The organism is Nocardia sp. CDC160, assembly GCF_035818795.1.
Lineage (GTDB): Bacteria > Actinomycetota > Actinomycetes > Mycobacteriales > Mycobacteriaceae > Nocardia.
Genome location: NZ_JAYKYT010000003.1, coordinates 871917 through 883972 on the forward strand (window position 1 = coordinate 871917; position 12056 = coordinate 883972).

Annotated in this window: 7 protein-coding genes; 4 read left to right on the top strand and 3 right to left on the bottom strand. The window is 67.9% G+C overall.

Annotated elements, in window-relative coordinates; all coding sequences use genetic code 11:
• Positions 1–15 precede the first annotated feature (15 nt).
• Both VMT40_RS18670 and VMT40_RS18675 read left to right on the top strand, forming a co-directional pair.
• Complete coding sequence (locus VMT40_RS18670) at positions 16–3741, top strand: ABC transporter ATP-binding protein (RefSeq protein WP_442790007.1); 3726 nt, start codon at positions 16–18, stop codon at positions 3739–3741.
• Positions 3742–3853: 112 nt separating this feature from the next.
• Positions 3854–7651 carry a multifunctional oxoglutarate decarboxylase/oxoglutarate dehydrogenase thiamine pyrophosphate-binding subunit/dihydrolipoyllysine-residue succinyltransferase subunit gene (locus VMT40_RS18675; RefSeq protein ID WP_326359599.1) on the top strand — a complete coding sequence of 1266 codons (3798 nt, stop codon included), beginning with the start codon at positions 3854–3856 and terminating at the stop codon, positions 7649–7651.
• Between the two features lie 65 nt (positions 7652–7716).
• Here VMT40_RS18675 and VMT40_RS18680 read toward each other — a convergent pair whose 3' ends face one another.
• Complete coding sequence (locus VMT40_RS18680; RefSeq protein ID WP_442790008.1) at positions 7717–8694, bottom strand: alpha/beta hydrolase; 978 nt, start codon at positions 8692–8694, stop codon at positions 7717–7719.
• A gap of 120 nt (positions 8695–8814) precedes the next feature.
• A complete protein-coding gene (locus VMT40_RS18685; protein WP_326359601.1) occupies positions 8815–9393 on the bottom strand; it encodes a TetR/AcrR family transcriptional regulator in 579 nt (192 codons plus the stop codon).
• 149 nt (positions 9394–9542) lie between these two features.
• On the opposite strand from VMT40_RS18685, the gene VMT40_RS18690 reads away from it, so the two are divergent.
• On the top strand, positions 9543–11006 hold the full coding sequence (locus VMT40_RS18690) for an MFS transporter (RefSeq protein ID WP_326359602.1): 1464 nt from the start codon (positions 9543–9545) through the stop codon (positions 11004–11006).
• A 10-nt stretch (positions 11007–11016) separates the two neighbouring features.
• Here VMT40_RS18690 and VMT40_RS18695 read toward each other — a convergent pair whose 3' ends face one another.
• Positions 11017–11139: a hypothetical protein gene (locus VMT40_RS18695; protein WP_326306546.1), complete on the bottom strand. Its 123-nt coding sequence runs from the start codon at positions 11137–11139 to the stop codon at positions 11017–11019.
• Between the two features lie 209 nt (positions 11140–11348).
• On the opposite strand from VMT40_RS18695, the gene VMT40_RS18700 reads away from it, so the two are divergent.
• Positions 11349–12041 (top strand): PadR family transcriptional regulator, encoded by a 693-nt coding sequence (locus tag VMT40_RS18700; protein ID WP_326359604.1) that lies wholly within the window; start codon positions 11349–11351, stop codon positions 12039–12041.
• Positions 12042–12056 lie beyond the last annotated feature (15 nt).

Genomic DNA, 12056 nt, shown 5'->3' on the forward strand with positions numbered 1-12056 from the left:
TTGTGTTCATCCGGAATGAATTCGATGGATGTGCGGAGAAATAACGGCTGGTTGCGTCGGCTGTGGCAGCGGTGCAAAGGGCATCCGTGGATGCTGGCCGGGCTGGGCCTGGCCATCGCGCTGGGCGCGATCGTCGAGGTGACCGGGCCCTTGCTGGCCAAGCACGCCCTCGACGGCGCGACCGCCGGGAACACCGGAATCATCGCGGCCATGGCCGGGGCCCTGGGCGGGCTCGCGGTCGGACGATTTCTCGCCTCCTTCGGACGCCGGATGCTCGCCGGGCGGCTCGCCTTGGACGTGCAGCACGAACTGCGTGTGGATCTGCTGGGCGCATTGCAGCGTCTCGACGGTCCCGGACAGGACGCCCTGCGGACCGGGCAGGTCATCTCGCGCTCGATCAGTGACCTGACCCTGGTGCAGGGACTGCTCGCCATGGGCCCGTGGTCCTCGGTGGCGGCCCTGCAATTCCTGCTCGCCGCGGGCGTGATGCTGTGGCTCTCACCGCCTTTGGCGCTGGCCGCGCTGCTGGTGGTGCCGGTGCTGGCGCTGGTCGTCTACCGGGTGCGGCCCCGGCTGTACGCGGCCACCTGGTCGGCGCAGCAGCGGGCCGCCGATCTCGCGCAGCACGTCGAGGAGACCGTCACCGGCGTGCGCGTGGTGAAGGGCTTCGGGCAGGAGGCCCGCATGGTCGACGTGCTCGAGCGCCACGGGCGCAAGCTGTACGCCGAGCGCATGCGCGCGGCCCACATCGACGCCCGGTTCAGCCCGACGCTGGCGTCCATCCCGCAGGCCGGACTGGTCGCGGTGATCGCGGTGGGCGGGCTGCTCGCCTTCCACGGCAGCATCGGGCTGGGCACCTTCCTGGCCTTCGTCGCCTACGTCTCCACCATGACCAATTCGACGCGGATCGTGTCGTACGTGGTGGTCATGGCGCAGTTGACGCGGGCGGCGGCCGAACGCGTGCACCAGGTCATCGACAGCGCGCCCGAACGCATCGATCCCGAGCATCCGGTGGCGGTACCGCGCGGGCCGCTGGGCATCGAGATCGAGGATCTGAGCTTCGGATTCGAGCCCGGGCGGCCGGTGCTGCGGGACTTCTCGGTGAACATCGCACCGGGCGAGACGGTGGCCGTTATCGGGCCCGCCGGATCGGGCAAGTCGACGCTGAGCCTGCTGCTGCCGCGCTTCTACTCCCCCGACTCCGGCCGGATCAGCCTGTACGGCAAGGACTCCCGCGCCGATATCGCCGACCTGCGGGCCGACGAACTGCGGGCGGCCGTCGGGGTGGTGTTCGACGAAGCGTTCCTGCTCTCCGACACCATTTCCGCGAACATCGCGCTCGGGCGGCCCGATGCCACCGAGGCCGAGATTCACGCGGCGGCGAAACAGGCCGCCGCCGATGACTTCATCAATGCCCTGCCCGACGGGTACGACACCGTCGTCGGCGAGCGCGGACTGACCCTGTCGGGCGGGCAGCGCCAGCGCATTGCCCTGGCCCGCGCCCTGCTCGCGGACCCGCGCGTCCTCGTCCTGGACGACGCCACCTCCGCGGTGGACGCCGTCACCGAGGCCGCCATCTTCGCCTCGCTCCCCACCGACTCCGGCCGCACCACCCTCATCCTGGCCCACCGCGAATCCACCCTCGCCCACGCCGACCGCGTAATCCGGCTTCCCGCACCCGAATCCGCGGCCCTTGCCTCCCTGCCCGCCGGGGTCGAATCCCTGCCCGCCGGAGTGGTGACCGCCACCGACGGGGAACCCGATCGGGATACGCCCGAGGAGGTTCGCCGGGTGCTGGGCGATCTGCCTCCGGCCACCGAGCAACCCGGCCTGGATGCCGCGCGGCTGCGTGAGCCGGATCCGGGATTCCGGCTGCGGCACGCCCTGCGGCTGGTGAAGTGGTTGGTCGCGGGAACCATGGTGTTGCTGGCCCTGAACGCCCTTGTCGGCGTGGGCTTCCCGTCCATCGTGCGCTACGCGGTGGACTCCGGTGTCGGACGGCACGACGGCGCGGCGCTGGTGCGTGCCACCGTGATCGGGGTGGCGCTGGTGCTGCTCGGCTGGCTGGTCGCCGCGACCGCGCTGGTGTGGAGCAACCGGGCGGGCGAGCGCGTCCTGTTCGGGTTGCGGGTGCGCAGCTACGCGCATCTGCAACGGCTCGGCTTGGACTTCTACGAACGCGAACTGTCCGGCCGCATCATGACCCGGATGACCACCGACATCGACGCCCTGTCCACCTTCATGCAGACCGGCCTGCCGGACGCGCTCGTCGCGCTGCTCACGGTGGCCGGAATCGCGGTGGCGCTCATGGTGATCGATATTCGGCTCGCGCTCATCGTCTTCGTGACGCTGCCGCCGCTCTTGCTCGCCACCTGGTGGTTCCGCAAGGTCTCCGATGCGGCCTACAGTGCCGCGCGCGAGCATTCGGCCACCGTCAACGCCGACTTCGCCGAGAACGTGGCGGGTCTGCGGGTCATTCAGGCCAACCGGCACCAGGCCGCGTCCGCCACCCGCTTCGCGGGCTACTCCGACAACTTCCGGGTCAGCCGGATGCGGGCGCAGCGGGCCATCGCCACCTTCTTCGCCTTCGTCGGCATGTGGGCCGATCTGGCCCTGGCGACGGTGGTGTTCACCGGCGCGTGGGCGGTGGCGCACGGGTCCACCACACCGGGCACGCTGGTGGCGTTCGTCCTCTATCTCCAGCTGCTGTTCGGCCCGATCATGCAGCTCTCGCAGCTGTTCGACGGATATCAGCAGGCGCGGGTCGGGTTGCGGCGCATCGGGGAACTGCTGCGCACGCCCTCGTCCATCTCCCCCGATCCGGCCGCCCCGGCCGTCATCGACGGCCGCCTGCGCGGCGAGGTCGAGTTCGACAATGTCCGCTTCCAATACCCCGGTGCGAATCAGCCCGCGCTCGACGGCGTCAGCCTGACCATTCCGGCGGGCGGCAGCCTGGCGCTGGTCGGTGAGACCGGCGCGGGCAAGTCCACCATCGTGAAGCTGTTGGCCCGGCTCTACGACATGCCGCGAGAACCGGTGTCAGGTGATCGGAATCACGAAATTCCCCATGCTGTTACCCCGTTCTCCATAGCGGAAACGCATGATGCCGACCACGATTCGAGCCTTACCGGCGCAATCCGCGTGGACGGCGTGGATATTCGCGACTATCGCCTCACCGAGTTCCGTTCCCGACTGGGTGTGGTGCCCCAGGAAGCTCACTTGTTCACCGGTGACATCGCCAGCAACATTGCATTTGGCAAACCATTTGCCAGCCCCGCGGAGATCGAGGCGGCGGCCGCGGCGGTGGGCGCGCTGGCAACCATCCAGGCATTGCCGCGCGGCATGCGGCAGCCGGTCGGGGAACGCGGGCGCGGACTGTCGGCCGGGCAGCGTCAACTCATCGCCCTCGCCCGCGCCGAACTGGTCCGGCCCGACCTACTCCTGCTCGATGAGGCCACCGCCGTGCTGGACCCGGCCGCCGAGGCATCGGTGCTGGTCGCGAGCGAATCCGTCACGCGCGGGCGGACCTCGGTGATCGTCGCGCACCGGCTCGCCACGGCCGCGCAGGCCGATCGGATCGCCGTCGTCGAGCACGGCACGATCAGCGAAATCGGCGCGCACGAGGAACTGCTCGCGGCCCGCGGCGCGTACTACCGACTGTGGGCTGCGGCCCAGGCGATGGAAGGAATATTCTCGGCTGAGGACGAGTCGTCACGAGAGAATGTGTCCGCTCGGTGGTAGCCATGCCCAAAGGCGAACAGGGGTGGGCATATCCTCAGTGGGGGCGCATCGGCGCGCATCCGCCGATTACCCGTGCCGGGCACGTCACAAACGTCGCAGCGCGAAGAACGAAATGAGGCGAACACCTGCTGTGAGCAGCTCAACAGACCAGTTCGGACAGAACCAGTGGCTTGTCGACGAGATGTACCAGAAGTACAAGCAAGACCCCTCGTCCGTCGACGAGAGCTGGCACGAGTTCCTGGCGGATTACACGCCGGAGAACACTGCCGACGGTAACAACAGCCAGGCGGCCACCGCCGTCGCTCCGGCCCCCGCCGCAGTTCCATCTGCCCCCGGAACCACCCAGAGCGCACCCGCCGCCAACTCCACCCCTGTAGCTCCCCCCGCTCCCGCTCCGGCCGCCCCCGCTGCGCCCGCCCCGGCTCCGGCTCCCGCTCAGGTTCGAGCCCCCCAGACCACCCCGGCCCCGACCTCCAACGCGGCCCCGACCTCCGGCGGTCCGAAGCCCGCCGCCGAGGACGAGACCAAGGTGCTGCGTGGCCCCGCCGCGGCGATCGTCAAGAACATGTCGTCGTCGCTGGCCATCCCCACCGCCACCTCGGTGCGCGCCATTCCGGCCAAGCTGATGATCGACAACCGTCTGGTCATCAACAACCACCTCGCCCGTACCCGCGGCGGCAAGATCTCCTTCACCCATCTGCTGGGTTACGCGATCGTGCAGGCCATCAAGGCCTTCCCGAACATGAACCGGCACTACGCCGAGATCGATGGGAAGCCCAACGCGGTCACCCCCGCGCACACCAACCTCGGCCTGGCCATCGACCTCAAGGGCAAGGACGGCAACCGTTCGCTCGCGGTCGCGGCCATCAAGAACTGCGAGACCATGACGTTCGCGCAGTTCCACAGCGCCTACGAGGATGTCGTGCGCCGCGCCCGCGACGGCAAGCTCACCAATGACGACTTCTCCGGCGTCACCATCTCGCTCACCAACCCGGGCACCATCGGCACCAACCACTCGGTGCCGCGTCTGATGCAGGGCCAGGGCGCGATCATCGGCGCGGGCGCCATGGAGTACCCGGCCGAGTTCCAGGGCATGAGCGACGGCCAGCTGGCCGAGCTGGGCGTCGGCAAGCTGATGACCCTGACCTCGACCTACGACCACCGCATCATCCAGGGCGCGGAGTCCGGCGACTTCCTGCGCACCATCCACAACCTGCTGATCTCCGACGAGTTCTACGACGAGATCTTCCACGGCATGGGTGTCCCCTACGAGCCGGTGCGCTGGCGCAAGGACATTCAGGAACGCGGCATCGACAAGTCGACCCGCGTGCAGGAGATGATCAACGCCTACCGCAGCCGCGGCCACCTGATGGCCGACACCGATCCGCTGCGGCTGGTGAAGGACAAGTTCCGCTCGCACCCGGACCTGGATGTCACCCAGCACGGCCTGACCCTGTGGGACCTGGACCGCGAATTCAATGTCGCGGGCTTCCACGGCCAGGAGCGCATGAAGCTGCGCGACGTGCTGTCCATCCTGCGCGACGCCTACGCCCGCCACGTGGGTGTGGAATACACCCACATCCTGGATCCCGAGCAGCTCAAGTGGATTCAGGAGCGCGTGGAGCAGAAGCACGCGAAACCGTCTGTGGCCGAGCAGAAGTACATCATGTCCCGGCTCAACGCGGCCGAGGCGTTCGAGACCTTCCTGCAGACCAAATACGTTGGCCAGAAGCGCTTCTCGCTGGAAGGCGCGGAGTCGGTCATTCCGATGATGGACGCCGTGATCGACCAGTGCGCCGAGTACGGGCTCGACGAGGTCGTCATCGGTATGCCGCACCGCGGTCGCCTGAACGTGCTGGCGAACATCGTGGGCAAGCCCTACTCGAAGATCTTCACCGAGTTCGAGGGCAATATGAACCCGGCCGCCACCCACGGCTCCGGCGACGTGAAGTACCACCTCGGCGCGCGCGGCACCTACCTGCAGATGTTCGGCGACAACGAGATCGAGGTCTCGCTGACCGCCAACCCGTCGCACCTCGAGGCCGTGGACCCGGTGCTGGAGGGTCTGGTTCGCGCCAAGCAGGATCTGCTCACCAAGGAAGACATCGTCACCAAGGGTGAAGAGGCGCGGTCGTTCTCGGTCGTGCCGCTCATGCTGCACGGTGACGCGGCCTTCGCGGGCCAGGGTGTCGTGGCCGAGACGCTGAACCTGTCGGGCCTGCGCGGCTACCGCACCGGCGGCACCGTGCACATCGTGGTGAACAACCAGATCGGCTTCACCACCGCGCCGGAGTTCTCGCGCTCCACCGAATACTCCACCGATATCGCGAAGTTCATCGGCGCGCCGATCTTCCACGTGAACGGCGACGATCCGGAAGCCTGCGTGTGGGTGGCCAAGCTGGCCGTCGACTACCGCCAGAAGTTCAACCGCGATGTCGTGATCGACATGATCTGCTACCGCCGCCGCGGCCACAACGAGGGCGACGACCCGTCGATGACCCAGCCGGGCATGTACGACGTGATCGACACCAAGCGTTCGGTCCGCAAGGCGTACACCGAATCGCTGATCGGCCGTGGCGACATCTCCATGAAGGAAGCCGAAGACGCCCTGCGCGACTACCAGGGTCAGCTGGAGCGAATCTTCAACGAGGTGCGCGAGCTGGAGAAGTTCCCGCCGGAGGCCTCGGAGTCGATCGAGGAAGAGCAGCAGCTGCCGCCGAACCTCGTGACGTCGGTGGACAAGACGGTGCTGCAGCGCATCGGCGACGCGTTCGTCAATGTGCCGGAAGGCTTCACGGTCCACCCGCGCGTCAAGCCGGTGCTGGAGAAGCGCCGCGAGATGGCCTACGAGGGCAAGGTCGACTGGGCCATGGCCGAGCTGCTGGCCTTCGGCACGCTCATCGACGAGGGCAAGGCCGTCCGCCTGACCGGTCAGGACTCGCGTCGCGGCACCTTCTCGCAGCGCCACTCGGTGATCATCGACCGCAAGAACGGCAACGAGTACACCCCGCTGCACAACATCGGGTCCAAGAACCCGGGCTGGTTCGCGGTGCACGACTCGGCGCTGTCGGAGTACGCGGCGGTCGGCTTCGAGTACGGCTACTCGCTGGGCAACCCGGACGCACTCGTGCTGTGGGAGGCGCAGTTCGGTGACTTCGTCAACGGCGCGCAGTCCATCATCGACGAGTTCATCTCCTCCGGTGAGGCCAAGTGGGGTCAGCTCTCCGAGGTCGTGCTGCTGCTGCCGCACGGTCACGAGGGCCAGGGTCCCGACCACACCTCGGGTCGTATCGAGCGGTTCCTGCAGCTGTGCGCCGAGGGTTCGATGACGGTGGCGGTCCCCTCCACCCCGTCGAACTACTTCCACCTGCTGCGCCGCCACGCGCTGGACGGCATCCGCCGCCCGCTGGTGGTCTTCACCCCGAAGTCCATGCTGCGCAACAAGGCCGTGGTCTCCGAGGTCGAGGACTTCACGGACAACAAGTTCCGTACCGTGCTCGAGGAGCCCACCTACGAGTCGGGCAATGGCGACCGCTCGAAGGTCAAGCGCGTGCTGCTCACCTCCGGCAAGATCTACTACGAGCTGGTGGCCGAGAAGAACAAGCACAACCGCGACGACGTGGCCATCGTGCGCGTCGAGCAGCTGTACCCGATCCCGAAGTTCCGCCTCAACGAGGCCCTGGAGCAGTACCCCAACGCCACCGATCTGGCGTGGGTCCAGGAGGAACCGGCCAACCAGGGCGCCTGGCCCTTCTTCGGCCTCAACCTCCCGGAGATCCTCCCGGCCCGTTTCGGCAAGCTGCGCCGCATCTCCCGCCGCGCCATGTCGGCCCCGTCCTCGGGTTCGTCCAAGGTGCACGCCGTGGAGCAGGCCGAGATCATCGAAGAGGCCTTCACCCCGACGGCCTAACTGTCACGAAACCCAGTGCGGGGCCGGATCTCTCACGAGATCCGGCCCCGCGCCGTTTCGGCAGGTTAGTGAGCGGAAAGGGCGTCGAGGATCATCGGGCGGGCGGTGCGGAGGGCTTCCTGCCAGTAGGGCCAGGTGTGGGTGCCGGGGCCGATGTCGACGCGGGCGGGGATTCCCAAGGACGCGAGGCGGTTTCGCAGGATCTGGGCGGCGGTCTGGGTCATGGCTTCCAAGGCCATGGCGTTGACCGTGTTGCCGGCGCCGCTGGGGAGGTCCGCGGCGGTCGGAACGCCATTGCCGCTCCAGATGTACATGGGCAGACCGCGCAGGAGTTCGGCCTGAACGGTGGCGTCGTTCCAAGCCCAGGCCGGACTCGTGACCGGGCCCCACATGTCGTCGAGATTGAAATTGCCCTCGTCGCGCATGGCGGCGCGCATGCCCTCGCTCCACAGCGGGAAGGTGGGATTCACGTAGCCGGAGAACGATCCGGCGAAGCGGAATTGATGACGATGGTGGGCGGCCAGGACCAGCGCGGCGTTGCCGCCCATGGATGGTCCGACAATGGCGTCGTTGGTGCGCGAAACGCCGTAGCCCGCAAGGAAGTTGGGAAGCTCCTCGGTGAGGAAGGTCTCCCAGCGATAGGTGACGGTCTGCCCGTTGGTGCTGCTCGGGCGCAGCCAGTCGGTGTAGAAGCTGGAGTGCCCGCCGACCGGGAACACCAGAGTGACGTCGTCGCCGACGAATTGGCGGAACGCGTCGGTATCGGACGTCCACTGGCTGTGGTCGCCGGGAGCCCGCAACCCGTCCAGCAGATACAGCGCGGCGCTGCCACCGTGGGCGGCCCACTGCACCTGCACCTTGATCGGCCCCATGCTGGAGGGCACCCACAATTCCTCGTACCCACCCGACGGCGCAGCCACGGCCCTACCGGTGCCAACCGTCGCCTGCGCCACCCCGAGGGCTGACACCATCGCGGCCGCCGCGAGGACGGTAACGGCCCGCTTCAACACACCGCGAAACCCCCGATGCCCCTCAGATCGCATGACGCTCAACATCCGCACCCCTCCCACTCGATCTCCGATCAATAACCGTAACCCCACGGCGAATCGGCTGTCCCCCAATCGAATTTGCTATCGATCCAAACCCCGGCGGATCAGGCCGCCCTATTCGGGCCGGGGCCAGAACAATCGGTCGACCAAACCGTCGATGTAGTCCGGGGTGAGGGGGACCAGGCCGAAGAGGACACGGATGTACATCGGGGCCAGGATGTGGTCGAGCACGTCCAATGCGTCGAGTGCGGGCTCGCCGCGGTCGTGGGCGCGATCGAGCATGGACTGTAGTTGTCGCGTGCGTTCGACGAGTACGTGCTCGCCAGCCTGTAGGCCCTGACCGTTGCTCGACAGGGCGACGGCCAGGCGCACCACCGCCAGTCCGTCGGGTCCGGTGATCTCGCGGGCCACCTGGGCCGCGTACGTGCGCAGGTCGCCCTCGAGGCTCCCGGTGTCGGGCATCGGCGACTGAGCGTTGAGGCGATGCAGCGCAACGTCGCCGAGCAGGTTTTCCAGGTTCCCCCAGCGGCGGTAGATGCTGCTGTCGGCCACGCCCGCGCGGGCCGCGACCTCGCCGACGGTGAAGTTGCCGTAGCCGCGCTCGCTGATCAGGTCGGTCACGGCCTGGTGCACGGCCGCTCCGACGCGGGCGGCGCGGCCACCGGGCCGCCGGACTGGCTCTCGCTCGTTCACACCCGACACCTTAACGCAGTCAGCACTTGCGTTTACGCGACACCGCCCCTACAGTCTCTTAACGCAGTCATTGATTGCGTTAAGCCCGATAGGTGTAGCGCCCTGCGCGCCAATCCCTTTCGGGCGCAGATCGATCGAGAGGAATCCCCTTGGCCCTATCGCATGCATCCATAGGCAGTCGCTCGAGCCGGGCCGTCCTGCTGGCGGTGACCGGCCTCGGCCAATTCATGGTCCTGCTCGACAACACGATCGTCGGAGCGGCGCTGCCCGATATGCAGCAGCGGCTGCACACCCAGTTGACCGGTCTGCAATGGATCGTCGACGCGTACGTCCTATGGGTCGCCATGCTGCTGCTGTCCGGCGGCATCTTCGCCGATCGGTTCGGCCGCAAGCGGGTGTATCTGACCGGCGTCGTGGTGTTCACCGCCGCGTCGCTGCTGTGCAGCCTCGCACCCTCGCTCGGCTGGCTGATCGTCGGCCGGGTGCTGCAAGGCATAGGAGCCGCCGCACTAGCCCCCACCTCGCTGGCCCTGCTCGCCGCCGCCTATCCCGTTGCGCAGGAACGGATCAAGGCGATCGGCCTGTGGGCCGGATTCAGCGGAATCGGTCTGGCCGCGGGCCCGGTGGCGGGCGGTGTGCTGACCGATGCCTTCGGCTGGCCCGCCATCTTCCTGGTGAATCTGCCCATCGGCGCGATCCTGCTGCTGGTCGGGCTGCGCAGCCTGGAGGAGTCCCGCAATCCGAGCGCTCCCGCGATCGATGTCCCGGGGACCGTGTTGTCCGTCCTGGGTGTGGGGTTGCTGACCTACGGTCTGATCGAGGGTGGCGCGCGCGGCTGGACCTCGCCGGTGATCCTGGGCAGCTTCGCCGCCGGGGTGCTCGTCCTGGCCGCCTTCGTCGCCGTCGAAGGGCGTCGTTCCGCGCCGATGCTGCCGCTGCGACTGTTCCGAGAGCGCTTGTTCACCGTGTCCAACACCGCCATGGTCGTGGTGGGGTTCGCGCTCATGGGTTCGTCGTTCTTCTTCTCCCAGTTCTTCGTTGCCGTGCAGGGCAGCTCGATCCTGCGCGCCGGGCTGCAAACCCTGCCGGTATCGCTGGCCATGGTGGTCGTCAGTCCGTACGCGGGTCGGCTCGCCGCCCGCTACGGCTTCCGCATCGTCGTCACCGCGGGCCTGGCCCTGGCCGGGCTGGGACTGCTGGCACTCGGCATGGTGCATGCCGACACCGGCTACGACAGCGTGTGGTGGCGGCTGGGAATCGTCGGCACCGGCTTCGCCCTGACCATGTCCCCGCTGACGGGAGCCGCCATTCAAGCGGTCAGCCCGCAGGAGGGCGGCCTCGCCTCGGGCATCAGCAGCACCACCCGCCAGATCGGCGCGGTCCTCGGCGTCGCAGTCCTCGGAGCCATCGTCCGCACGCGCCAATCCAGTGGCGCGTCATTCGAAACCGGTCTCGACAGCGCCTTCCTCGTAGCCGGTGCCATCACCTTGGCCACCGCCGTCTTCACCGGCCTGTGGCTCGCGAGGTCCAAGCCCGCGAAAAGCGCTGCGGCACAGCTGGTGACAACCACTACCGCCTCGCCCGAAGACATCGAAGTTCGGGCGAGGCGGTAGGTGGGGGTGGCTACTTTTCCGGGGCGTCCCCGTCGGCCTTGGCCTCGTCCGAGCCCTTGATGTCCCAGGCGGCCATCATGGCGGCGATGCCCGCCGCGGCGGCGTCCTGGGTGTTCGAATCCTGATCGGACATGGGGGTTACCTCTTTCTACTACTTCCCTAGCGAAAGGTGATGCTACCGACCAGTTTTGAATGTGGCTTGTCGGGAACTGCTCCACGACAAGGCATTTCACCGGTCGGTGACCGGCCTCACACTTCGACGGGCGGGACCGGGCGGGGGTTGTGCGGGAATCCTCCGCGTCGTATATTCCACGTGGAATATTTGGCGCGGAGGAGGCGGCGATGATCAGGAAGCAGGCGGTACCCATGCTGACGCCCTTGGCGATCGCGGTGCTGGCCCTGCTCGAGGAGGGCCCGATGCATCCGTACGAGATGTATCAGGTGCTCCTGCACCGCCACGAGGACGAACTGGTCAAGATCAAGCCCGGGTCGCTGTACCACACCGTGGCCCGCCTGGCGGAGCAGGAACTGGTCGTCGCCGAGGGCACCGACCGGGCCGGGAACCGGCCCGAGCGAACCATCTACCGCATCAAATCCGCAGGTCGAGAGGCCTTGCGTGCCCGTGTCGCGGAGCTACTGCGGCAACCGGTCAACGAGTACCCGATTTTTCCGGTGGCGCTGGCCGAGGCGCACAATCTCCCCGTGGACGATGTCGTCGCGCTCGTGCGCGAACGCGTCACCTGGATCGAAAGCCGCATCGCGGAGCTCGACGCGCTGCGCGGCATGGTCTCGGCCCGGCAGGTGCCCCGGCGCTTCTGGATCGAGATCGACTACGTACGCGCGGTCCAGGCCGCGGAGGTCGCCTGGCTGCACGGCTTCATCGCCGAACTGACCAGCGGCGAGCTGGCCTGGGAGGACTTCTGCCCCGACACCGGCGAGCGCAGCGCGCAGCCCGCCGCGACCATGGGCTCCGACTGGGCCGCGGCCCTCACCGACGAGGACATCGCCGCCGTCCGGAGGGGTGGTGCCCGATAACTCACCACCGCCCCG

What these genes read in the sequence shown, in the direction of transcription:
- VMT40_RS18670 (WP_442790007.1), top strand. Translation starts at nt 16, where the DNA reads ATGAATTCGATGGATGTGCGGAGAAATAACGGCTGGTTGCGTCGGCTG.
- VMT40_RS18675 (WP_326359599.1), top strand. Translation starts at nt 3,854, where the DNA reads ATGAGGCGAACACCTGCTGTGAGCAGCTCAACAGACCAGTTCGGACAG.
- VMT40_RS18680 (WP_442790008.1), bottom strand. Translation starts at nt 8,694, where the DNA reads ATGCGATCTGAGGGGCATCGGGGGTTTCGCGGTGTGTTGAAGCGGGCC.
- VMT40_RS18695 (WP_326306546.1), bottom strand. Translation starts at nt 11,139, where the DNA reads ATGTCCGATCAGGATTCGAACACCCAGGACGCCGCCGCGGCGGGCATC.
- VMT40_RS18700 (WP_326359604.1), top strand. Translation starts at nt 11,349, where the DNA reads ATGATCAGGAAGCAGGCGGTACCCATGCTGACGCCCTTGGCGATCGCG.